Here is a 23,370-nt window from a genome sequence, read left to right as displayed (position 1 = left end):
CTCGTCACGGCATCGGTATGCCGGAGCGGAGGCAGGATCTCACGTCCTGTACAAACCGCGGCGAGTCTAGTCCCTGCACCTGAGAACACCGAATGCGGCACAGATCACGTTCGAGTCACACCTCCTGGGAGCCCCCGGAGAACAGGTCGGGCGCCGACGGCATAGCCGCACCAAATGTACCATTCGGTGGCGTACGTCCCAAGTGTCGCCAAGCCGCCTCGGTCGCCACCCGGCCCCGGGGCGTACGGGCCAGCAGCCCGGCCCGGACCAGGAAGGGTTCGCAGACCTCCTCGACGGTGTCCGGCTGCTCCCCCACTGCCACGGCCAGGGTGGACAGGCCGACCGGGCCGCCCCGGAACGAGTCGACCAGGGCGGTCAGCACGGCCTTGTCCAGCCGGTCCAGCCCCAGCTCGTCCACGTCGTAGACGTGCAGGGCGGCCCGGGCGGTCTCCAGCGTGACGGTACCGTCGGCCCGGACCTCGGCGAAGTCCCGCACCCGGCGCAGCAGCCGGTTGGCGATCCGCGGGGTGCCCCGCGACCGCCCGGCGATCTCCGCCGAACCGTCGTCGGTGACCGGCACCCGGAGGATCCGCGCGGACCGCTGGATCAGCACGTCCAGCTCCGCGGGGGTGTAGAAGTCGAGGTGCGCCACGAAGCCGAAGCGGTCCCGCATCGGACCCGTCAGCAGCCCGGACCGGGTGGTCGCACCGACCAGGGTGAACGGCTCCACGTCCAGCGGGATCGCCGTCGCGCCCGGCCCCTTGCCGACGATCACGTCGACCCGGAAGTCCTCCATCGCGCTGTAGAGCAGTTCCTCGGCCGGCTTGGCGATCCGGTGGATCTCGTCGATGAACAGCACGTCGCCCTCGCCGAGGCTGGTGAGGATCGCGGCGAGATCACCCGACCGCTCGATCGCCGGGCCACTGGTGACCCGGATCCCCGCACCCAGCTCGGCGGCGACGATATTGGCGAGGGTCGTTTTCCCGAGGCCAGGAGGCCCTGACAACAGGATGTGGTCCGGCGGGGTGCCCCGGCCCATCGCACCGCGCAGCAGCAGGTCGAGCTGGTCGCGTACCCGGTGCTGGGCGATGAACTCGGCCAGCCGCTTCGGGCGTACGGTAGCTTCCGCGTCCAGCTCGGTGTCGCTGGCGTACGCCGAGACGAGCCCCTCGTGGTCGGTCACGGCCGGACCGCCACCCGAGGAGTGATCATGCTCCGCTTCGTCATCGGGTCTCGCCCAGCAGTCCTCATCGGGTCTTGCCCAGCAGTCCTCATCGGGTCTTGCCCAGCAGTCGGATGGCCTGCTTCAGCAGCACCGGTACCGGCGGAGTCGCGCCCTCGATGCCCTCCGCGACCGCCGCGACCGCCTGGTCCGCCTGGGCGGCCGTCCAGCCGAGTCCGACCAGCGCCTGCCGGACCTGGTCCGGCCACGCTCCGGCGGTGACGCCCCCCGCGCCGTCCGGGCCGATCGCGACCGGGCCGATCCGGTCCCGCAACTCCAGCACCAGCCGTTCGGCGCCCTTCTTGCCGATCCCCGGCACCCGGGTCAGGGTGCCGGTGTCGGCGTTGGCGATCGCCTTGCGCACCGTGTCCGGCGAGTGCACGGCGAGCACCGCCTGGGCGAGCCGGGGACCGACGCCGCTGGCGGTCTGGAGCAGTTCGAAGAGCTGCTTCTCCTCGTCGTCGGCGAACCCGTACAGGGTGAGCGAGTCCTCCCGGACGACCAGGCTGGTGGCCAGCCGGGCGGGCGAGCCGACCCGGAGCCCGGCCAGGGTGCCCGGCGCGCACTGCACCGCGAGCCCGACCCCGCCGACCTCGATCACGGCGCCGTCCGGGGACAGCCCGGCGACCACTCCCCGCACACTGGCGATCATCCCGTTCCTCCCTGTCGCTTCGCGGTCGACCGCTGGGCCGCCACCCGCTGCCGGACCGCGCTGGCCGCCGCCGCGAGTCGGGCCCGGGTGCCACCGCGCCAGATGTGGCAGATGGCCAGCGCCAGCGCGTCGGCCGCGTCGGCGGGCCTCGGTGGCGCGTCCAACCGCAGCAGCCGGGTGACCATGGCCATCATCTGCGCCTTGTCCGCCTGGCCGGAGCCGGTCACCGCCGCCTTCACCTCGCTCGGGGTGTACGTCTGCACCGGCAGCCCGGCCCGGGCCCCGGCGAGTACGGCCACCGCGCTCGCCTGTGCGGTGCCCATCACGGTCCGCACGTTGTGCTGGCTGAACACCCGTTCCACCGCCACGCTCTCCGGCTGGTACTCCGCCACCAGTCGGGCCAGTTCGGTGTCGAGGTGCAGCAGCCGCAGCGGCAGTTCCTCCTCGGGCTCGGTGTAGACGACGTGGTAGGCGATCAGGGTGCACGGTCGCCCGGGCACGCCCTCGACCACGCCGACCCCACACCGGGTCAGCCCCGGGTCGACGCCGAGCACCCGCACGCCGCCCCCTCCCCCTGCCGCAGCACGTACGTGTGTTCGACACCCTACTGGCCTGCGCCGACCCCCGGGGAGGCGACACGCCCGTCCCGATCATCTCCAGGCCCGTCGCCGGCCGCGGCTCCGCGCTGACCGCCCGACCGCACATAGCCCGGCGTCGGAGTATGTGTCCGGCGCCCATGTGCCGCCGCCCGGATGGCTCGTAGCTTCTTGCGCCATGACGGTAGAAGCCGGGCGGAGCGACCAGCCCGCGCAGTGGCGGGAGCACCAGCCCGAGGGATCGGATCCGACGGACGTCGACGGACCCGCCGGCACGGCCGGGTACGGCGCGGCTCCGCCCGACGACGCGGCGCACGACCCGGCTCCGTACGTCGTCCGGCTCGACCTGTCGGGCCGGACCGCGCTGGTCACCGGCGGCGGCAGCGGGATCGGCCGGGCCTGTGCCGTCCGGCTGGCCGCGGCCGGCGCGGCGGTCACCGTGGTCGACCGGGACGCCGACCGGGCCGACGCCGTCGCGGCCGAGATCGGCGGCCGGGCGATCGGGGTGGACCTGTCCGACCCACGGGCGGCCGGCGGGATCGACGCCGAGGTGGACATCGTCGTCAACAACGCCGGTCTGCAACACGTCGCCCCGGTCGACGAGTTCCCACCGGAACGCTTCAACCACCTGCACCGGGTGATGGTGGAGGCACCGTTCCTGATCATCAGACGGGCCCTGCCGCACATGTACGCCCGAGGCTGGGGCCGGGTGATCAACATCTCCTCCGTGCACGGACTGCGCGCGTCGCCGTACAAGGCCGCGTACGTCTCGGCGAAGCACGCCCTGGAGGGGCTCTCCAAGGTCGTCGCCCTGGAGGGCGCGGCGCACGGCGTCACCGCCAACTGCATCAACCCGGCGTACGTGCGTACTCCACTGGTCGAGGGTCAGATCGCGGCGCAGGCGAGCAACCACGGCATCGCCGAGAGCGAGGTGATCGAGCGGATCATGCTCGCCCGGGCGGCGATCAAACGGCTGATCGAGCCGGAGGAGGTCGCCGAGCTGCTCGCGTACCTCTGTTCGCCGGCCGCGGCGTTCATCACCGGCGCCTCGATTCCCGTCGACGGGGGCTGGACGGCGAACTGAGTGGGCTACTCCCGCAGAATGGACGCCGTGTCCTCGCCGATCGAGTTTCTGGAGCTGTTGGCCCGGGAGGCCGCTCCGGTCGAGTTCGAAGGGCCGCTGGTCGCCGCCCGGGCCGCCGGTCTCCCCGCCGAACGGCTCGACGAGCTGGAGCAGGCGAAGGTGGTGGCGCTGCGGGTACGGGCGCTGCTGGAACGACGCCGACGCCGCGAGGCGGAACTCTCCGGCCTGTACGACACCGCGAGCGACCTGGCCGGGCTGCGGGACTCCGACGCCGTACTGCGGGCGATCGTGCGCCGGGCCCGGCACCTGCTCGGCACCGACGTGGCGTACATGACGCTGGTCGACGACGAGCGCGGCGACACGTACATGCGGGTCACCGACGGTTCCATCTCGGCCCGGTTCCAGGGGCTCCGGCTGCCGATGGGGGCGGGCCTGGGCGGCCTGGTGGCCCAGACCGGCAGCCCGTACGCCACCGCGAACTATCCGGAGGACGCCCGGTTCCACCACACCGGTGAGATCGACGCCGGGGTGGGCGAGGAGGGTCTGGTCGCCATCCTCGGGGTGCCGCTGCGGCTCGGGTCGCGGGTGATCGGGGTGCTCTACGCCGCCAACCGGTCGGCCCGGCCGTTCGCCCGGGAGGAGGTGGCCCTGCTGCTCTCGCTGGCCGCCCACGCGGCCGTGGCGATCGACACCGCCCGGCTGCTCGCCGAGACCCGGGCGGCGCTGGCGGAACTCTCCGCCGCCAACTCGACGATCCAGGCACACAGCGCGTCGGTGGAGCGGGCCGCCGCCGCGCACGACCGGATGACCGCGCTGGTGCTGCGCGGCGGCGGGGTGGAGGACGTCGCGGCGGCGGTGACCGAGGTGCTGGGCGGGGCGCTGCTGGCGCTGGACGCCGAGGGCCGGACGCTGGCCCGGGTCGGCGAGATCGACGAGCCGGAGCGGGCCGCGCTCGACGAGGCGGTCGTCGCCTCCCGTACCGAGGGACGCAGCGTGCGCCGGGGTGGTCTCTGGTACGCCGCGGTGGTCGCCGGTGCGGAGAACCTCGGTGCGCTGCTGTTGCGCCCCGACGAGGAGCTCGTCGACGCCGACCAGCGGATCCTGGAGCGCGCCGCCCTGGTCACCGCGCTGCTGCTGCTGTTCCGGCAGACGGTCGCCGACGCCGAGGGGCGGGTCCGGGGCGAGCTGCTGGACGACCTGATCGCCCGACCGGTGCGCGACGTGGCGGCGCTGCGTGGCCGGGCCCGCCGGCTGGGCGTGGACCTGGACGCGCCGCACGTACTCGTCGCGGTGGGCGACGACGCGATGGCCGGCAGCGCCTCGGTCCGACAGCGGGTGACGTCGTGGGCCACCACGTACGCCTCGACCCGGGGTGGCCTGGCGGCGGCCCGGGACGGCCGGGTGGTGCTGATGCTGCCGGGGGAGAACGCCGGGACCGCGGCCCGGACGGTGGTCCGGGACCTGTCCCGGGTGCTCGGACGGCCGGTCACCGCCGGGGCCGGCGGATCGGCGGTCGGCCCGGCGTCACTGGCCGGGGCGGCCGTGGAGGCCGACCGGTGCCTGACCGCGCTCCGGGCGCTGGGCCGGTCCGGGGAGGGCGCCAGCAGTGCCGAACTCGGCTTCGTCGGACTGCTGCTCGGCGCGGTCGACTCCGGTGGCGACCGGGAGGTGGCCCGGTTCCTCACCGACACGGTCGGGCCGGTGGTCGACTACGACGCACGTCGGGGCACCGCGCTGGTGAAGACGCTGGAGGCGTACTTCGGGGTCGGTGGCAGTCTGGCCCGGGCGGCGGAGTTGCTGCACGTGCACGTGAACACGGTGACCCAGCGGCTGGATCGGGTCGGCCAGCTCCTCGGCCCGGAATGGCAGAAGCCGGAACGGGCACTGGAGGTGCAGCTCGCGCTGCGCCTGCACCGACTACGCGGCCAGCAGCCGGGCCAGTAGGCCGGCAGCGGCGCCAACGAGCGGCGATGCTGGTATCAGCGGGCGGCGATGCTGGCTCAGCGGGGGGCGATGCCGGCGATCACGGCGTCGACGATCCGGGCCGGCAGGTCCCGCTCGTCGAGGTCCGGCTGGGCCCGCAGCAGCCGCTGCATCACCAGCGGTGCGGTCAGCAGCGCGACCGTGAGTTCGGGGTCGAGGTCGGCCCGCAGCTCGCCGAGTTCGACGCCCCGGCGCAGCACCTCGCGGAGCATCCGCCGCCGTGGCTCGACGAGTTCCTGGTAGAGCCGGTACTGCTCCGGGCTGCGGTTCATCATCGGCATCAGGCAGGGCATGATCTTCCTGACCCGGGGGTCGGGATTGTGTCCCGACACCCCGACCAGTGCGATCAGGTCCTCCCGGACGGACTTGCCCGGAGGTTCCGGCGGCGGCGGCTTCAGCCGGCGCAGCGCGTCCTGGAGCAGGGCCTCCTTGCCGGACCAGCGCCGGTAGATGGTGGCCTTGCCGACCCCGGCCCGGGTGGCGATCGCCTCGATCGACAGCGCCTCGATGGTGCTGCCCTCGGCGAGCAGGTCGAGCGCCGACTCCAGGATCGCCTCGTCCGCGCGGATGCTCCGCGGGCGCCCTGGCGCCCGCGGAGCATCCGTCGTTTCGGTCACGTCAACCATTGTCGCTCAGTGGTTACACCGCGACCAGTTCGGGATCCGCCGCCGGCTCCGGGGGCAGCACCGGGGCCTCGGCCGAGCGGCCGGGCATCCAGCGCAGCACCACCAGGATGCCGAGGGCGGCGAAGACCGCCGAGAGTCCCGCGGCCCAGTGCATGGCCGAGACGAAGGCGTCGTTGGCCGCGCTCAGCACCGGCTGGCCCGCCGGGCCGAGCCGCTCGGCGACCGCGTACGCCCCGGAGACCGACTCGGTGGCCGCGTCCCGGACCGGCGCCGGCAGCGCCTGTGCCGCCGGCTCCATCTGGTCGCGGTAGACCCCGGAGAGTACGGAGCCGAGCACCGCGACGCCGAGCGCACCGGCGACCTGGCGGACGGTGTTGCTGACCGCCGAGCCCACCCCTGCCTTCTCCCGGGGCAGCGCCGACATGATCGACTCCGTTGCCGGCGGCATGATGTTGGCCATGCCGACGCCCTGGAAGAAGAAGATCGCTCCGACGATCCAGATCGGAGTGTCCGCGGTGGCGAAGGCGAAGGCGGCGAGCGCCCCCGCGGTCAGGAGCAGCCCGACCAGCGCCACCGCCCTACCGCCGTACCGCTTGACCATCGCCGCGCTACGGGGCGCGAAGACCAGTTGGGCGGCCGCGAACGGCAGGAACAGCAGACCGGTCTCCAGCGGGCTGTATCCACGGACGAGTTGCAGGTAGAACGAGCTGAAGAACATCACGCCCATGGCGGCGAAGAAGACCAGCCCGATCACCGCGACCGGGGCGGCGAACCGGGGTACCCGGAACAGCCGTACGTCCAGCGACGGGTAGGCGATCCGCCGTTCCCAGGCGACGAACGCGCCCAGCACCGCCAGGCCACCGATGATCGAAACCCAGACCAGCGGGCGACCGAAGCCGTGCTCGCCGCCGTCGATGATCCCGTACGACAGGGCGACCAGACCGATCACCGAGAGCAGTACGCCGACCACGTCGATCCGGCCCGGCTTCGGGTCCCGCGAGTCGGGCACCAGCAGCGCCACCGCGATCACGCCGAGCACCACCACCGGAACGTTGATCAGGAAGACCGAGCCCCACCAGTAGTTCTCCAGCAGCAGTCCGCCCAGTACCGGGCCGATCGCCACACCGAGGCCGATCGCGCCGGCCCAGACCCCGATGGCGCGTCCGCGCTCCTTGGGATCGAAGACGTTGGAGATGATCGACAGCGTCACCGGCATCACGGCGGCGGCACCGAGACCCATCAGGGCGCGGGCCCCGATCAGTTGCCCCGGGTTCTGCGCGTACGCCGACAGCAGTGAGGCCAGGCCGAAGACCGCCAGGCCGACCATCAGGAACCACTTACGCCCCCACCGGTCGCCGAGCACGCCGAAGGTGAAGAGCAGGCCGGCGAAGACCAGCGTGTAGGAGTTGATGGACCATTCCAGCTGGCCCTGGCTGGCGCCGAGGCCGTGCACCGGGTCCGCGAGCGTCCGCAGTGCGACGTTCAGGACCGTGTTGTCCAGAACGATGACCAGCAGGCTGACCACGAGTACGCCGAGAATCGCCCAGCGCCTCGGGTGCCCGGTGTTTTCGGATAATTCCATGCCTAGGTGTCCCCCCGACACCCCGCATCGCCGGATTCGACGGCGGGGAAGATTTCTTGACCGCACCGACGATAACGAGAAGAGAACCGAAACGACACCGTCTCGTATCGTATTGTGAGCCGGCTCACCCGGGCCGGCGTCCAGGCGCGCGACGGACCACCCGCCGACGTGCGTCCCACGTGCCGCAGCCGAGATCCGAGCGGGCCGACAGATCGGCGCCGGAACGCGAAACCGCTGTTCAGACGAGTGCCAGGGATCCGGTCGGCACCACTACACGGTGATCCCGCAGAGCGCGGACACCAGGTGCAGGCGCTCCTCGGTCGGGTCGGCGAGCGGCGGCACCAGCAGGGTCGGGATGCCGACCTCGACCGCCGCGCCGTCGTAACCGGAGCGGTCGCCGACCATCAGCGCCGCGCCGGGCTCGACCCCGAGCTCCGCCAGCGCGATCCGGAAGATCGCGGGATCGGGTTTCTGGACCCCGTGCTCGTACGAGAGCACGTAACTGTCCACGTACCCGGCCAGCCCTGCCGCCGCGAACACCGGCCGCAGGTCGAAGTGGATGTCGCTGATCACGCCGATCCGGATCCCGGCCCCGGCCAGCGCGGCCAGCGTGGGCGCGACATCGGGTGCGAACGGGTTCTCGGCCGGGTCGGACTCGACCTCGTACAGCGCCTCCGCCAACGGGTCCTGGATGCCGGCGGCGGCGAACAACCGGTCGTAGCTCTCCCGGTGCCGCGCGACGGACCGGTCCGCCCCCACCTCGGCCCGGACGACCTCCGGCTGCCGGAACGCGTCCAGCAGCGCCGCCTCGATCCGCGCCACCTCCGGCGCCGAGGTGTCCAGCCCGGCCCGGCGCAGCGAACGCTCGACCCAGGCCGTCAGCGGTGGCGTGTAGACGAGGGTTCCCCGCCAGTCCAGCAGCACGGCGCTGATCGACAGCAACGGTCCTCCCCCGGGACGTCGGGTACGCGTGCCACGCCCGACAGGCGCTCCGGCTGTCACGCTACCCCGGCGGGCGTCGAGGCGGGATGCGGCGCGGGAGCCGGCGTCACCCGACCATCCTGTTCGGCGGTGATCAAGCGACGCAGGGAGACCGCGACTGCCGAGGCCGCCAGGCAGCCGCAGCTCACCAGCACGATCCACAGCCCACCCAGTCCGGCGTGCAGGAGCGGGCCGGCGCTGACCGGAGCGACGACGCCGGAGATACCCCAGACCATCGAGGCGAGCGCGTTGTAGCGGCCCCGGAGGGCATCGGTGGCGAGTGCGTTGACCAGCGCGGGGCTGGTCGGTGACAGCAACGTCTCGCCGACCGCGAAGATCGCACCAAAGGCGATCACTCCCAACGCGCTGACGATCGCGCTGTCGATGTCGATCACCGCGGCGAGGCCCAGCACCAGCCAGGCGATGGCGAAGACGGCACCGACGACGGCGAGTGCGATCGTGCGGCTGCGCCCCTGCATCTTCTTGAGGACGAACAACTGCGCCACCACGATCACGATCGTGTTCGCGGTGAAGGCGTACCCGATGATCTGTGGGGTCACCCCGACGGTCTCGGTGGCGAAGCCGGTGAAGCCGACCTCCAACTGCGCATAGCCGGAGACCGTCAGCAACACGCTGAAGATGATCAGTCGCCGGAACGGGCGGTGCCGCAGCACGACCGCCCATCCCCGGTTCCTCCGGCCCGCATCGGCGTCGGCCGGCTGCGGCTCGACCAACCGCCGACCCACCCGGGGCATGGAGAGCAGCAGCAGGAACGGCGCAAGGTAGCACACCATGTCGATGAGGTAGATCAGCTGGAAGGTGCTGGGCTCAGCCACCTGCACGATCGAGCCCGAGACCGCCGATCCGACGCCGATGCCGAGGTTGAGGAGCGTGAACTGGAGCCCGAATACATTCTGCCGCTCGGCCTCGGTGGTGAGCGAGGTCAGGATCGTGTTCTGCCCGGCCCAGATCACCCCGGCGCCCATGGAGGCCAGCGTCAATGCGATCCAGGCGTGCCAGACCTCGGTCACCAGCGCCAGCCCGCCGACGCCGGCCGCCTCGATCAGCAGCGCCGGCAGCACGATCCGACGGGCGCCGAGCCGGTCGATCAGCGTGCCGCCGAGCGGCGCGATCAGGAGCGCGCACAGGCCGAACCAGCCGATGAGCAGGCCCACGGTGGTGGCGTCGAACTGACGGACCTCGGTGAGGTAGATGAAGAGAAAAGGCAGCGTGAGCCCACGGCCGATGGCCGAGAAGATCGTGCCGACCAGGAGCCGGCGCGCCTCGGGGCGGCTGGGCAGGGCGCTACGCAACATCCGGCGAGTCTCCCGTGCACCCCTGACGGATTGCGACCGAGTTTGCCGGCGTGGTGACCAGGCCCACACCAGGCGTCGGGCAATAGCCAACCGTCCGCCGTACGGGCGGATGGCGGTGCCTCGCCAACCACCGCACCCGGGCCACTGCCCGACACCCGGGCTGCTGGACGCCCCGCATCCACGGCCGCCGTTTACCCGCGCCCGGGACGACCCACCCTACGGCTCCACGCGTCGAGCAGGCGGACAGCCGATCCGCCGACCGGGCCGACGGCGTCGGCGATGGTCGTCCGGTCGGGGAGTTGGGCCTGCTGGATGGCGGTGACCGACTGCTCGGCGGTGCTGATGGTCGACGAGCAGACGTCCAGCAGATAGTCCGGTACCTGTAGAGCCGGGTCGACGCAGCCGACCACGGGTGTTCCCACGGCGACGACCAGCGGGAAGACGGTGCCGGGGATTCCGATGGCCACCTCGGCGGCTGCCGATGCCTGCACGGACGGCACCGCGCTGATCTCGTACTGCTCCCAGAGCGCTGGATTCTCGCGCGGGTGCATCCCGACCACGATCCGCTTGCCTGCCGCATGCAGCCGGGCGGCCGCGTCCAGCAACAGCTGGGTACCGGGTGCCGCGCCGCCGGTCGCGTCCGGGTAGGTGACGCTGGTGAGGACGAGCACGGTGTCCGGCTGCGGTTGGCGCTTCGGCAGATCGTCGGTCTGCGGCGAGCCGACGACCTGGATCGGCCGACGGAGGCCGAGGTAGCCGGCGAACGCACGGGCCTCGGCGGGCGAGGACGAGGTGATGGTCCGCAGCCGTGACCGGATCTCTCGGGCCCGGGGCGCCTCGGTCGGGTTCAGGTAGGCCAGCGAGCTGGCCGCGAGCGGCAGTCGACGGAATCGGTCGGCGCAGTCCGCCGGCCAGTCCCCGGCGCCTGTGACCACGAGCAGGTCGGCCTGCGGTGCCTCGTCGGGGGTTGCCACCGGAACCGGGTCGCCGGGCTTGATCTGCGTGTGGTCCGGCACGAGCTGGGTCAGTTGGTATCCGCCGCGCCGCGCGGCGGCGAGCAGCGGCGCGACGTGATAGGTACCCCAGGGTTCGTTCGTGGCCACCAGTACCCGTCGGCGGGCCGGCGGACGGGCCGGGTGGGCTGGATGCGCCGGATGCGGCGGGTGGGCCGACGCGGCGCTGCCGCCGGTCGCGGCCAGGCCGGCGGTCGTCAACGCGCCGATGAGCATGCCGCGCCGGGTTACCCGAGCGGGACCGCTTGTTGGATCGTCCATGGCAGGCGAGGCTACCGATCTTGATCAACCAAGAGGTGAACGCTGACGGACGACCTGGTCAGGCGGCCGCCGGCCGACGACGAGCGGAGAGGTCCCGGCGCGACCGGTCGGCCGAGCGCCGGATGCGGTCACGGACAGGGTGGCCGGTACGCCAGGTCCGGGAAGTACTGTCGCCACTGCGGGCGGTCGACGGGAAGATCGGCGAAGGCGCAGACCCGGTCGCCGATCCGATCGATGTCGATGTCCCAGAGCCGGGCAGTGGCATCCGCGCTGCCGGTGGCGATCGTGCGTCCGTTCGGGGCGAACCTCACCGAGTTGACCCGGTCGGTGTGCCCGGTCAGCACGACCGGCGGGCCGGGCCGGTGGCGGTCCACGACATCCCAGATCCGCACCGTGCTGTCGAAACCCGCCGTGGCCAGGGTGCGCCCGTCGGGGCTGAACGTCACCGAGTTCACCCCGTTGGCGTGGCCGGTCAGCGTGGTCGTCAGGGAGGGTCGCCGGAGGTCGGCGACGTCCCACAGCCGCGCGGTGTGGTCGAAGCTGGCAGTCGCCAGGGCACGCCCGTCCGGGCTGAACGCGACCGAGTTCACCCCGTTGCCGTGTCCGTCCAGGGTGGCCAACGGAGCGGGAAGCCGGGGATCGGCCACGTCCCACAATCGCACCGTGCGGTCGGCACTGCTACTCGCGACGGTACGGCCGTCCGGGCTGAACACCACCGTGAAGACCCGGTCGGTGTGTCCCGTCAGCACCGCCAGCCGGTGGGGACGACGCGGATCGGTGACGTCCCACAACCTGACCGCCCGGGTGGCACCGGCGGTGACGAGGGTGCGGCCGTCCGGACTCAGCGCCACCGCGAACACGTTGTCGGTGTCCGGAGGCAGGGTCGCCAGCGGGGTCGGAGCGCCCGGGTCGGTCAGGTCCCACAGCCGGACCGTGCGGTCGAGACTGGCGGTGGCCAGGACCCGGCCGTCCTGACTGATCGCCGCCATGACCACGTTGTCGGTGTGACCGGTCAGGGTGGCCAGGGGGCGGGGGCTGCGCGGGTCACCCACGTCCCACAACCGCGAGGTCCGGTAGGCGTTGGCGACCAGGACCCGGCCGTCCGGGCTGAACACCGCCGAGTGCACCGGACCGGCGTGTCCGGTCAGGACCGGTCCCCGGACGTCCCAGAGCCGCGCCGTCGCGTCCCTGCTGGCGCTGGCGAGCGTACGTCCGTCGGGGCTGAACGACACCGAGTAGACCGTCTCCCCGTGCCCGCTCAGCGTGACCGGAGCGCTGGCGAAGTGCGGGTCGGCGATATCCCACAGGCGTACCGTCTGGTCGTAGCTGCCGGTGGCAACGGTGTGCCCGTCCGGCCCGAAGGCCACCGAGACGACTCCGTTCTCGTGGCCGGTCAGCGCCGCCAGCGGGCCAGGGTGCCGCACGTCGCCGACATCCCACAACCGCAGGGTGTTGTCGAAGCTTCCGGTGGCCAGGGTTCGTCCGTCCGGGCTGAACGCGGCGGAGAGCACCCGGTCGGTGTGGCCGGTCAACACCGGCAGCGGTTCCGGGCGCCGCCGGTCCGACACGTCCCAGAGCCGGACGGGACGGTCCGAGCCGACGCTGGCCACCGTACGCCCGTCGGGACTGAACACCGCGGCGGCGACGCCCTCCCGGTGGCCGGTCAGGACGGCGAGCGGTCCGGCGACGCCGGGATCGCCGACATCCCACAGCCGCACCGTCCGGTCCGCGCTGGCGGTGACCAGGGTACGTCCGTCGGGGCTGAAGGCCACCCGGCGGACGTCTCCGGTGTGCCCGGTCAGCGTGGCGACGGCTCGGGCCTCCCTCGGCTCGCCCACCTCCCACAGCCGCACCGTGCGGTCGGCTCCACCGGTGGCGACGATGTGCCCGTCGGGGCTGAACGCCGCCGCGTAGACCTGGTCGGTGTGCCCGACGAGGGTGGCCACGGGTACCGGGTGATGGGAGTCGCCGACCTCCCACAGCCGGGCGGAGTGGTCGGAACTGGCGGTGACCAGGGTACGTCCGTCGGGACCGAACACCGCCGCGTAGACCGCGCTGGTGTGGCCGGTCAGTCGGGTGAAGTAGGGATTGGCCGCGGTGCTGAGCAGACTGCCGGCGGCTTCGGGAGTGGGTGCCAGGCGGTACGCGGCGAGGCTGAGTTGCCCGGCCAGCGCGGGATTCGTGGTACGCAGCGCGGTGGCCTCGTTGGCGACCTTGCCGGAGACGGCGATGTTGCGTTCGGCTCGGGTCGCTCGCAGGCTCCGCACCGTGACAGCGGTTGCCACGACGGTGCACAGCAGCATCACCAGGAGACCGGCGACCAGTTGGCGGAGCCGGCGGGCGCGGCGGCGGACCGCGCGCTGCTCGGCGAGTTCGTGCCGGACGGAGGTGTCGAGGAACTCCCGGACCGGTGGGGTCAGGTTCACCCGGTGCCCGGAGGTCTCCACCCACTCCTGCGCGGCGGCGAGTCGGGTCCCACGGTAGAGCGCGGCCGGGTCCTGGTGCTCACGCCGCCAGGTGACCGCCGCCTCGGTGAGCCGCCGGCCGACGACCAGTCCGGCGCGATCCGCCTCCAGCCACGCCCGCAGCCGCGGCCAGGCGGCGAGCAGTGCCTCGTGGCTGATCTCGACGGTGTCGACGTCGGCGGTGACGAGCCGCTGCGCGACGAACCGGTCGAGGACGTCTTCGAGTTCGGCGACGCCGGCATCGTCGTGCTCGGCGAAGAGTTCGGCGGTGGGGACCCGGCGCCGGGTGTCCGCCGTGTCGGCGGCGACGTGGACCAGACTCAGGAACAGCCGGCGTGCCAGCTCCTGTTGCGGCGCGGTCAGCTCGTCGTAGACCTTCGCCGCACTGGCCGCCACGGCACCGTCGATCCCACCCACCTCGCGGTAGTCGGCGATCGTCATCCGCCGGTTCCGCCCCTGGCACCATGTGGCGTAGAGGGCGTGGGACAGCAGCGGCAGCACACCGGCGTCGTGCGCCCCGGTCCCCGTACCGCCGCTGCGGGGCGCGACCTCGCGCAGCAGCAGGTCCGCCAGGCCGGTCTCGATATCGATCTTCGCTTGCTGGGCCGGGCGCACGATCGCCTTCCGCAGCTCCTCCTCGCTCATCGGCCCGACCGCGAGCTGACCGGCCTGCACTGCCGTGACGAGCTGTGGGTACCGGAGGACCTGCGCGTAGAAGTCGGCGCGCAGTCCCAGTACGACCAGCGCTCCGTCGGGCCCGCCGGCCGCCGCACACAAGGCGTCGATGAACTGCCGCCGCTCCTCGGCCTCCGCGCAGGCCACGAACACCTCCTCGAACTGGTCGACCACCAGCACCCATCGCCGGGGTGGCGTCGACTCCGCAGCGGCGCCCGTGATCCCGGCCAACTGCTCGGCCAGTTCGTCGAGCGGGTGGGAACCGGGCGTGAACAGCAGCACCGGCCAGTGGGCCGAGCCCGGCAGAGCGTCTGCCCGCAGCGCCGGCACCATGCCGGCCCGCAGCAGTGAGGACTTGCCTGACCCGGACGCACCGACCACCACCTGTAGGCCACCGCCCGCCACGTGCAGGTCGGCCAGGCGAGCGATCAATTGCCCGGTCAGCGCCTCCCGGCCGAAGAACCAGTCGGCATCCTCGGGTTGGTAGCTCGCCAGCCCCCGGTACGGTTCCGGCCCGACGCTTCGGCGCCCGGGTGCACGCCGGACCCGCCGCCAGGCATGCAGCCACTGTTCGACCAGATCGGAGTCGACCACCCCGCACACCCGTAGCACCCGCACCAGCAGATCGCCGGAACTGGCCGACGGCAGGCCCCGGCCGGCGAACCAGTCGCCGATCGTGCTGTGCGCGCCCTGTACCCCGACCCGGCCCGCGACCTGCCGAACCGTCAGGTCCGCCCGCTCGCGGAGCAGGGTCAGTTCCCGGGCGAAGTCCTGCCGGGTACGCACCCGGGCGGGTCCGGGCTGGTCCACGTCGGTCGACACGGAGTTCGACATGACATCCCTCCCGCACAGGCGGATGACAGCAGTGGGTAAGCGCGATACTACGGCCGGTCGCCGTACGGATCCGTACGGCGGACCGTACGGCGTTGTACGGATAACTCCGCCGCCCTTCCCACCCCGGTTCACGCAGGGCGATCGTCGAACCAGCGCCGGGGCGGACGGCGGCGGCAAACGTCATCCATCCCCGGCGCGGTCTCGCGGAGCGAGGTCCACTCGCCCCGAATCACGGACTTCACTAGGGAGCAGCGATGCGTTCGATCAGGAACCTGCTGACGGTGGTCCTGTTGGCGGCGGTGGCTCTCACCGCTCCGGCCGTGACCACACCGGCCGGAGCCGCCACCCTGTCGCCGGGCGCCGGGAAGAACCTCGGCGCGGCCACCCAGGCAACCCTTGCGCCGGACGGCACCGCCACCCCGGACGTGGGGGTGGCGGGGCTGGTGGGCTGTCCGGCCAACCGTTGGGTCCAGGTGTCGTGGTTCGTCCATCCGTTCTGGCCGGAAAGTCACTGGTACGTCGCGGACCAGCCCTGGATCCACGTCAACTGGCGATGGTTCTCCGGTGGACCGCTGCCGTACCTGGAAGGCAGCTTCTACGGAAGGGCCAACATCACCGCACCGCCGAGCCCCTACACCAGCATCGAGTTCTGGTGCTCGGTGGACACCAACATCCAGGTGGCCTGACGCCACCAACCGGTGGGCCGCCGCCCCGGCGAGTACGGGCAGCGAGCGGCCCACCTCCGGTTGACCTCAACCCGGCTTGAAGTGGCATCGTCCCGGAATGATGTTGGCGAGCCGGCTCGTGCCGGAGACGTACCGGGCGACGCTCGGCGTACCGGCCTTCCGCCGGCTGCTCTCCGCGCTGGTGGGCTCACACCTCGGCGACGGGATGAGTGTGGTCGCCATCGCCTGGCTGGCCCTCCGGCTCGCCCCGCCCGAGCAGGCAGGTCTGCTCATCGGGGTGGCGGTCGCCGCGTACACCCTGCCGGCCGCCGCCGGTGCCCTGCTGCTGGCCCGGTGGCTGAGCCGGGTGCCGGCCCGTCGCCTGGTGATCGCGAACGCCGGACTCCGGGCCGGCGCCCTCGGCGCGATCGTCGTGCTGCACCTGCTTGGCCAGCTCACCGCCGGCGCGTACATCGCCCTGCTCGCCGGATCGTCGCTGCTCACGGCCTGGGGCAGCGCCGGCACGTACACCCTGATCAGTCAGATATTTCCGGCGGACCGCCGGCTGCCGGCGAACGCCCTGGTCGGCACGAGCCAGCAGGCGGCCTTCGTCGTCGGGCCGGCCCTGGCTGGCCTGCTGGTCGCCGGGGTCCATCCGGCGCTCGTGCTCGGCGTCGACGCGCTCAGCTACCTGCTGCTGGCGGTCCAGGCGAGCCGGCTCGACCTGCCGCCGGTCACCGGTGCCGGCGGGGGCCACCGGCCGACCGGCACCGGCTTCCGGGTCCTCGCCCGGCGACCCGAACTGGTCGGGCTCGTCGGGGTCACCGCCGTCTTCTACTTCCTCTACGGCCCGGTCGAGGTCGCCCTTCCCCTGTACGTCGCCGACGAGCTGACCGGCGCCGCCGGCCTCCTCGGGGCATATTGGACGGTGTTCGGGATCGGGGCGGTCGTCGGCGGCCTGCTCGGCGGCACACTCACCGCCGCCCGGCAGTGGCCGGTCACCATCGCGGTGATCGCCGGCTGGGGCCTGTCCCTGCTGCCGTTCGGCCTCGGCACCTCGGTGTGGCTCACCATGTGCTGCTTCGCCGTCGGTGGACTCGTCTACGGGCCGTTCCCGGCGTTCAGCCTCGCCCTGTTCCAGAACGCCGCCGAACCCGCCGACCTGCCGGCGGTGCTCGCCGCCCGCAGCGCGGTGACCACCGCGGCCATGCCGCTCGGTGCCGCGCTCGCCGGCCCGCTGGTGACGGCGTTCGGAGCCGGCGGCACACTGCTCGGATCCGGGGTCGCCACGGTCGCGCTGGCCGCCCTCACCGCCGGCGCGCTGCTGATCTACGCCCGAACGAGGCGTCCGATCACCGCCAGACGACAGCTCGGGATTGAACCACGATAGGTGGCATGAGTAACGTTCTTTATGGAAAAGATCTGGTTCTTGATGGAAAGGTAGCGTTCGTCACCGGCGGCGGACGAGGCATCGGCGCGGCGGTGGCCGTACGGCTGGCCGAGGACGGCGCCGACGTGGCGTTGACGTACCAGAGCGACGCTGGTGCGGCCGCGGCCGTGGTCGACCAGATCAAGGCCATCGGTCGACGGGCGGTCGCCATCGCGGCGGACAGCGCCGACGTCGCGGCGGTCACCTCGGCGGTGGACCGGACGGTCGAGGAGTTCGGCCGGCTCGACATCCTGGTCAACAACGCCGGGGTGTACCTGGTGGCCTCGGTGCAGGAGATCGGGGCGGCGGCGCTCGACGAGACCATCGCGGTGAACATCCGGGCGCCGTTCGTCGCCGCGCAGGCCGTCGCCCGGCACATGACCGACGGTGGACGGATCATCAACATCGGCAGCAACGTGGGCGAGCGGCTCCCGTTCCCCGGGCACGCGATCTACTCGATGAGCAAGACGGCGCTGACCGGCCTGACCAAGGGACTCGGCCGCGAACTCGGGCCGCGCGGGATCACCGTGAACCTGGTGAATCCCGGGCCGACCGACACGGCACTGAACCCGGCCGACGGCCCGTTCGCCGAGACGATCCGGGGCTTCACCGCCCTCGGCCGGTACGCCGCACCGGCCGAGATCGCGGCGGCCGTCGCCTTCCTGGCCGGCGACGGCGGCTCGTACGTCACCGGTGCGACCGTCAACGTCGACGGCGGCTTCACCATCTGACACTCGTACCCATGATCCCGAAGAGTTCGGCCGGCTCAGACCAGCCGAACTCTTCGGGATCATCCAGTTTGCGTTGGGGCTCAGCCCTTCGACTGTGCGACCTGGACGAATGCCCGCCACGCCGACTCGGGGAAGGCCAGCGCCGGGCCGGACCGGTCCTTGCTGTCCCGCACCGCTACCGAGCCGGGTACCCACGCCACCTCGACACAGTCGCCGTTGCCGCCGGAGCGGGACGACGTGCGCCACACACCATCACTCCGCATCGTGCATCTCCTTTGCGATCGCTGTGATCAACGCTTGGGATTCTTCCGGGTTCAGCGCCAACGTGGTCAGCGAGCGCCAAGCGTCCTCGTAGATCTCAATTTTGTGTGGCTTTTCCAGATAGACAGCGCCACACGGTCCGTCCATGTAGACCGTCGTTGGTTCTGGATCCCGGACGTTCTCGGTCGTGAAGTCCAGCAGGGTGAACCCTCCGGCCATCGCCCAGCGGTGCAGCCCAGCGTCGAGCGGCAGGACCCGAACGGTGACGTTATGCCGCCCTCCGGCCGCCACGAGGTAGTCGAGCTGCCGCCCCATTGCGGCTCGGTCCCGCAGCGGACGACGGAGCACCACTTTGCCCACAATCACGTCGAGTCGTGGCCCTGGAGGCACCGTCCGAGACAGGAGCCCCTGCCTGCGAAGTCGGACCTCCACCTTCGCCTGCCGCTCGGCAGAACCCATCTCCGGATGATCAGTTGCCATGATCTCCCGCACGTAGTCCACCGTCTGGAGCAGCCCGGGGATGACGTTGGTTTCGTACTTTCTGATCCTGGTTGCCTCCGCCTCCAGTCCGACGTAGAGCTTGAACCATTCGTCAATTGCCTCGCCGTAGCTGTACCACCAGCCGCGAGACTTCGTTTCCCGGGCCAACGAGCGCATGGTTTTGATGGTCTCCGGCGGGGCGCCGTAGAGCCGGCACATCGCCTCGACGTCGTTCGGGTGCATCGGCACCTGACCGGTCTCGTAGCGCCAGATTCTCGGCGTCGACCATTCCAACTCCCGCGCGGCAGCGGCCACCGTTACGTGGGCGTGCTCGCGGAGATCTCTCAGATATCTGCCCAGTTGCCTACGCGGGACGGTACTCCCCGAGTCGTCCACGTCATCTCCCGTTCTGTCGTCGCGTAAGGCACCTCATCCCTTGGGGCACGATTCTGGCCCGCAGCATTGCGCGATACCAGTGGCAAAGTCAGCATCATGTGCACGCCGCCGATTTCCCCCGGTGGCGGGAAAGAACCGGGGCGGAGGTTGATCTCTCCGGCATTCTCATTCCGGCCTCCGCCCCGGCACCCTCCCGATTGGAAAGGCCGAATGCCGATGGCCGTTTCCCACGTCGCACCCGAGGACCACTCCCCCGTACGTCCGGAATGGAACTGTAGCTGCGGTGACCGACGGTGGCCCTGCCCTCGGGCCCGCGAACTCCTGTTGCTGACCACCGACCGGCTCAGCCTGGCCATGTACGCGGCCGACTGGATGACCGACGCCGCCCGGGACCTGCCCGACGTCACGCCGGCCGAGCTGTTCGAACGATTCATGCGATGGACTCGAAGCTGATTACCCGCAAAGGAGTTCCCGTTGCCATTTCGCGGAGCGGAGTCGACTGCCCGATCGGTGCCGGCCGTCCGGCAGGCCACCGCCGGCGAGGTCGCCTGGATCGGCCGGGTACTCGCCGAGGCGTTCCAGGCCGGGCCGGTGGCTGCCTGGCTCGTACCCGATCCGGACGAGCGATTGGCGATCAGCCGCGACCTGTTCGCCACCGTCGTGGCGTCGGCCGTCCCGGACGGGACCGTGCACGTCACCGACGACCTGTCCGGCGTCGCCGTGTGGCGGGACCGGATCCGTCCGGCGGCGGACCCACCGTCGTACCGGATGCGGTTGCTCGCCGCCACCGGACGCTGGGCGGACCGGTTCGACCTGCTGGACCAGCTCCTGCTCGCGTACCATCCGGGCAGCGCCCACCACCACCTGGCGTACCTCGGGGTGCGGCCGGCCCGGCAGGGTCGGGGTCTCGCGGGTGCGCTGCTGCGGCACCATCACCGGCTGCTCGACGCGGCCCGCCTGCCCGGTTACCTGGTGGCCGGCGACCCGGGGGCACGGGACCGCTACCAGCGACACGGCTATCACGCCGACGGCTGCCTGACCCTGCCCGAGGGTGGCCCGCCACTGTGGCCGATGTGGCGCCCGCCGGACCGCCCCGACCGTCCCGGCTGCGGCTCAGGAGCCACCGAATAGGTAATTCGACCAATGCCGGGCTGAGGTTACGGCTGCGATGCCAAAGTCATCATCATTTGCAACTCGTCGGTCGTCGACGGTGACCAAACCGGAGTCGGGAGTTGAGCCCTGCGGAACTTCCACGCCGGACCTTCCCGCACCTCGCGCCATCGATTGAGAGGCCGAAAAGATTGATGGCTATTCGCAATTCCAGTGCCGTCGACCACGCGGCCGTACGTCCGGAGTGGACCTGTAGCTGCGGGGACCAGCGCTGGCCCTGTCCCGATGCCCGGATACTGCTGTTGCGGACCACCGACCCGTGCCGGTTGTCCACTCGGGCCGGTGACTGGATGCGGGAGGCGGCCCGGGACCTGTCCGATGTCACTCCGGCGGAGCTGTTCGAACGATTTTTGAGTTGGACGAGGGACCGGGCTTAGGGTCGGCTCGGGACCGAGCGCGGCGCCGTCGCGTGGCGGGATCGAATGCCGGTGCACACCGGACCGGATCCCACCACGCGACGGCAGCTTTTCCGGACGGAGTTAGCGCCCGCCACCCGGCGTCGAGACGGGGGCCCTACCAATCTTGGTGCCCTGCGGTCCGGCCGCGTAGCTCACCCACTGTCGCGGATGTCCGACGTTGCCGACGCTCGGCTTCGACCAGTCGCAGACACCGGTCCGGAAGGTCCGGACGAGTCGGCTCCACTGCTCGTCGGTGAAGCGCACGTCGTAGTCGCCGCGCTTCAACGGCTCCAGCCGGCACTTCAACACGTCGAACCGAGGGGACTGGCCGGCGACCATCCGGGGAATCCCCCGCACCGGGGCGTTCTCCGCACAGAAGGCCGGGTCGGCCGGGGTGTTGGCCCGGTCCCAGCACCGGTCCACCGCACCGGCCGGCTTGTTCCGGATCACCTTGGTCGCCCGGTCCACGGCCGAGGTGTCCCGCTCGATCCCGGCCAGCCACTGGTCCATCGTCCGCAGGGCGGTACGCCCGATGTCGGTGTCCGTGCCGCTCCGGGTACCCGCGTTGGCGGACGTGAAGATCACCTGGTTGGCGGCCGTTCCGTTCGCGGCCTTGAGCCGCTGCCGCAGGATGGTGTTGAAGACCTGCTCGTGGCCGCCGGTCAGGGTGTCCCCCTGGGTGTCGCCGACCGAGATGTCGATGATCGGCGTCTGCCGGAGGCCGACTCCGCTGGTGACGAGGTCGTTCTGGTACGACAGCCGCAGCGCCTCGAAGTCGGCCTCCGAGCGCCCCGCCGTCGGGTTGCCGTCGATGTCGTAGCCGCCGACCTTCTCGTTGAGGTCGACGAACTGCTCCGGGGTGATCGTCCCGTCGGCGAGCGCGCCGAGCCCGTACTGGATGCCGACGTTGTCGAACGGCCGGTTGGCGAAGCCGTCGGACTTCCGGCGCCCGAGCAGGTTCACGTTCGCGTCCGGGTACGCGCACCGGATCCCGTCCGGGTTGGTCACCGGGTGGTAGAAGCTCGACTGCGGCAGCACGTTGGGGCAACGCGCCGTCGCCTGCACCTGGGCCAGGCCACGACCCGCCTGGGCGTCCTGGCACACCCGATAGTCGCGCCCCTCCACCGCGTTGCGGTCCGCGAGGTCCGCCCACAACTGCGGCGACTTCGCGTAGTACGAGCCGAACAGGGCGCAGTCGACCTGGTCGCCGTAGAGCAGCGCGTTGAAGTCGAGGAAGCCGTACTGGGGGACGATGCCGTCCAGCAGTCCCGGGTACTGCTCGGCGATCACGTGCTGGCTCCAGCTTCCGCCCGAGCCGCCGAACCCCATCACGTAACGCGGCTGGCCGTACCGTTCGGTCAGGTGCTCTTTGATCATCATCGTCGTCTCGGCCGTGAGCGCGCTCTGGCAGTGCGTGCCGGCGATGTTTAGCGTCGAGACCACGACCGCCCAGCCCTGGGACAGCGCGAAGTCGTCCAGCACCTCGGTCGCCGCGTTGCTCCCCTGCCGGTAACCGGCCCCGCAGCCGGGCCCGAAGACGTACATCACCTTCCGGGCCCAGCCGGGCTGTGGCGCCCACGGCTGCCAGGCCTGCCCCTGCGGGTTGAAGAGGACTCCGATCCGGTAGATCGAGCGATTGATCACGCCCGACTCCACCCGCACGATGTACGGGACCGTCTTCCCGTCGTTCGTCGTCGTGCTGGCGACGTCCGACGGTGTCGCCGAGCCCGGGTCGTACGGGTGGAACGTGTTGTCGGCCGAGGAGCGGTAGAAGTAGTCGTACCGGGTCGGCGCGAGGCAGTTGGCGTCGATTGCCGGTCCGAGTCCGGCGGTCTCCGTCTCGCAGACGTACGGGCTGTTGTGCGGGCCGGAGAAGATCGGTCCGGCGATCGGGTAGTTGGTGATCGGGAGCTGCGCCCGGTCACCGTGGTCCACCCGTGCGACGAGGACGCTGCGCCCCTCCGGCAGGCCGTCGACCAGCCCCGTCACCCGCCCGTCGGCCCGGAGCGCGAACTGGCGGGTCACGTCGCGGACGGTCCGGTTCCGCTCGACCGTCACCCGCAGATCGGCGACGCGGGCGCCCCGGGGCAGGGCCACCTGTACGAGCGCGTTGCCGCCGGAGACCATGTCGGCCCGTCCCGAGAGCACCGTCAATTCCGGATGGCCGCCCGATTTCGCCCCAGCGGCTGGTCCCGCCCCAGCGGCCGGTGTCGCCCAGGCCGCTGGCGGGACAGCCATCGTCACCGCGAGCCCGAGCACCGTGGTCGTCGCCGCGAATCCGACCAGTGCACGGCGGTGGGCGCGGGATCGTCCGCGCAGGCGGATCGCCCGGTACCACCTCGACAACATCATCATCGCTACCTCAACCTTCTTCCGGCCGGAGCCCGGCTGGATTGTGGATCAAGATAACGACGCCGCCATCACGGACGGAAACAAAGACTTCATCTACCTGCCATAAACGTCGTTTATGACCCCCGCCCATCCTCCCCGCCGCGCCCCCACGGGGGACGGTGGTTAAGAAGGGGCCCTTCCTATGCAGAATCCGATAAG

20 protein-coding genes are annotated in these 23,370 nt (G+C 71.5%); 8 read left to right on the top strand and 12 right to left on the bottom strand.

The window, feature by feature from the left end:
• Positions 1-115: 115 nt before the first annotated feature.
• The 3 genes from ruvB to ruvC all read right to left on the bottom strand — a co-directional run bounded on the left by ruvB (position 116) and on the right by ruvC (position 2,434).
• On the bottom strand, positions 116-1,183 hold the full coding sequence (ruvB, locus tag ACFP2T_RS44365; RefSeq protein WP_377433186.1) for a Holliday junction branch migration DNA helicase RuvB: 1,068 nt from the start codon (positions 1,181-1,183) through the stop codon (positions 116-118).
• 88 nt (positions 1,184-1,271) lie between these two features.
• On the bottom strand, positions 1,272-1,874 hold the full coding sequence (gene ruvA / locus ACFP2T_RS44360) for a Holliday junction branch migration protein RuvA (protein WP_377433185.1): 603 nt from the start codon (positions 1,872-1,874) through the stop codon (positions 1,272-1,274).
• Positions 1,871-2,434, bottom strand: a complete 564-nt coding sequence (gene ruvC / locus ACFP2T_RS44355) for a crossover junction endodeoxyribonuclease RuvC (RefSeq protein ID WP_377433184.1) — start codon at positions 2,432-2,434, stop codon at positions 1,871-1,873. The genes ruvA and ruvC overlap by 4 nt, the downstream gene beginning before the upstream one ends.
• A gap of 214 nt (positions 2,435-2,648) precedes the next feature.
• Between ruvC and ACFP2T_RS44350 the strand changes: the two genes are divergently transcribed.
• Both ACFP2T_RS44350 and ACFP2T_RS44345 read left to right on the top strand, forming a co-directional pair.
• Positions 2,649-3,554 carry a 3-hydroxybutyrate dehydrogenase gene (locus ACFP2T_RS44350; protein WP_377433183.1) on the top strand — a complete coding sequence of 302 codons (906 nt, stop codon included), beginning with the start codon at positions 2,649-2,651 and terminating at the stop codon, positions 3,552-3,554.
• A gap of 18 nt (positions 3,555-3,572) precedes the next feature.
• On the top strand, positions 3,573-5,498 hold the full coding sequence (locus ACFP2T_RS44345; RefSeq protein ID WP_377433182.1) for a helix-turn-helix domain-containing protein: 1,926 nt from the start codon (positions 3,573-3,575) through the stop codon (positions 5,496-5,498).
• Positions 5,499-5,554: 56 nt separating this feature from the next.
• Here the strand turns inward: ACFP2T_RS44345 and ACFP2T_RS44340 are convergent, their stop codons facing one another.
• The 6 genes from ACFP2T_RS44340 to ACFP2T_RS44315 all read right to left on the bottom strand — a co-directional run bounded on the left by ACFP2T_RS44340 (position 5,555) and on the right by ACFP2T_RS44315 (position 15,290).
• Positions 5,555-6,163, bottom strand: a complete 609-nt coding sequence (locus ACFP2T_RS44340; RefSeq protein ID WP_377433181.1) for a TetR/AcrR family transcriptional regulator — start codon at positions 6,161-6,163, stop codon at positions 5,555-5,557.
• Between the two features lie 13 nt (positions 6,164-6,176).
• Complete coding sequence (locus tag ACFP2T_RS44335) at positions 6,177-7,745, bottom strand: MFS transporter (protein ID WP_377433179.1); 1,569 nt, start codon at positions 7,743-7,745, stop codon at positions 6,177-6,179.
• A 270-nt stretch (positions 7,746-8,015) separates the two neighbouring features.
• Positions 8,016-8,687 carry an HAD family hydrolase gene (locus ACFP2T_RS44330; RefSeq protein ID WP_377433177.1) on the bottom strand — a complete coding sequence of 224 codons (672 nt, stop codon included), beginning with the start codon at positions 8,685-8,687 and terminating at the stop codon, positions 8,016-8,018.
• Between the two features lie 56 nt (positions 8,688-8,743).
• Complete coding sequence (locus ACFP2T_RS44325) at positions 8,744-10,042, bottom strand: MFS transporter (protein ID WP_377433176.1); 1,299 nt, start codon at positions 10,040-10,042, stop codon at positions 8,744-8,746.
• A gap of 191 nt (positions 10,043-10,233) precedes the next feature.
• A complete protein-coding gene (locus ACFP2T_RS44320) occupies positions 10,234-11,316 on the bottom strand; it encodes a hypothetical protein (protein WP_377433175.1) in 1,083 nt (360 codons plus the stop codon).
• Between the two features lie 128 nt (positions 11,317-11,444).
• Positions 11,445-15,290, bottom strand: coding sequence for an nSTAND1 domain-containing NTPase (locus ACFP2T_RS44315; RefSeq protein WP_377433174.1), 3,846 nt, complete (start codon positions 15,288-15,290; stop codon positions 11,445-11,447).
• Between the two features lie 254 nt (positions 15,291-15,544).
• Here ACFP2T_RS44315 and ACFP2T_RS44310 point away from each other — a divergent pair, with 254 nt between their 5' ends.
• The 3 genes from ACFP2T_RS44310 to ACFP2T_RS44300 all read left to right on the top strand — a co-directional run bounded on the left by ACFP2T_RS44310 (position 15,545) and on the right by ACFP2T_RS44300 (position 18,115).
• Positions 15,545-15,976, top strand: coding sequence for a hypothetical protein (locus ACFP2T_RS44310; protein WP_377433173.1), 432 nt, complete (start codon positions 15,545-15,547; stop codon positions 15,974-15,976).
• 97 nt (positions 15,977-16,073) lie between these two features.
• The gene (locus ACFP2T_RS44305) at positions 16,074-17,345 is read left to right on the top strand and encodes an MFS transporter (RefSeq protein WP_377433172.1); all 1,272 of its coding nucleotides are present in this window, start codon (positions 16,074-16,076) and stop codon (positions 17,343-17,345) included.
• Between the two features lie 5 nt (positions 17,346-17,350).
• Complete coding sequence (locus ACFP2T_RS44300; RefSeq protein ID WP_377433171.1) at positions 17,351-18,115, top strand: SDR family NAD(P)-dependent oxidoreductase; 765 nt, start codon at positions 17,351-17,353, stop codon at positions 18,113-18,115.
• 80 nt (positions 18,116-18,195) lie between these two features.
• On the opposite strand, the gene ACFP2T_RS44295 is transcribed toward ACFP2T_RS44300, so the two are convergent.
• Together ACFP2T_RS44295 and ACFP2T_RS44290 are read right to left on the bottom strand one after the other, a co-directional pair.
• Positions 18,196-18,378: a DUF397 domain-containing protein gene (locus tag ACFP2T_RS44295; RefSeq protein WP_377433170.1), complete on the bottom strand. Its 183-nt coding sequence runs from the start codon at positions 18,376-18,378 to the stop codon at positions 18,196-18,198.
• A complete protein-coding gene (locus tag ACFP2T_RS44290; protein WP_377433168.1) occupies positions 18,368-19,252 on the bottom strand; it encodes a helix-turn-helix domain-containing protein in 885 nt (294 codons plus the stop codon). The genes ACFP2T_RS44295 and ACFP2T_RS44290 overlap by 11 nt, the downstream gene beginning before the upstream one ends.
• A 216-nt stretch (positions 19,253-19,468) precedes the next feature.
• On the opposite strand from ACFP2T_RS44290, the gene ACFP2T_RS44285 reads away from it, so the two are divergent.
• From ACFP2T_RS44285 to ACFP2T_RS44275, 3 genes are all read left to right on the top strand, one after another.
• Complete coding sequence (locus tag ACFP2T_RS44285; protein ID WP_377433167.1) at positions 19,469-19,705, top strand: hypothetical protein; 237 nt, start codon at positions 19,469-19,471, stop codon at positions 19,703-19,705.
• A 21-nt stretch (positions 19,706-19,726) separates the two neighbouring features.
• Positions 19,727-20,383: a GNAT family N-acetyltransferase gene (locus ACFP2T_RS44280; protein WP_377433165.1), complete on the top strand. Its 657-nt coding sequence runs from the start codon at positions 19,727-19,729 to the stop codon at positions 20,381-20,383.
• Positions 20,384-20,556: 173 nt separating this feature from the next.
• Positions 20,557-20,799 (top strand): hypothetical protein, encoded by a 243-nt coding sequence (locus tag ACFP2T_RS44275; RefSeq protein ID WP_377433164.1) that lies wholly within the window; start codon positions 20,557-20,559, stop codon positions 20,797-20,799.
• Positions 20,800-20,901: 102 nt separating this feature from the next.
• Here the strand turns inward: ACFP2T_RS44275 and ACFP2T_RS44270 are convergent, their stop codons facing one another.
• Entirely contained in the window at positions 20,902-23,175 is a 2,274-nt protein-coding gene (locus tag ACFP2T_RS44270) for a DUF6351 family protein (protein ID WP_377433162.1), read from the bottom strand.
• Positions 23,176-23,370: the final 195 nt, after the last annotated feature.

It is taken from the genome of Plantactinospora solaniradicis (assembly GCF_042658085.1).
GTDB classification, from domain to species: Bacteria; Actinomycetota; Actinomycetes; order Mycobacteriales; family Micromonosporaceae; genus Plantactinospora; species Plantactinospora solaniradicis.
This window is presented reverse-complemented; position numbering and strand designations above follow the sequence as displayed.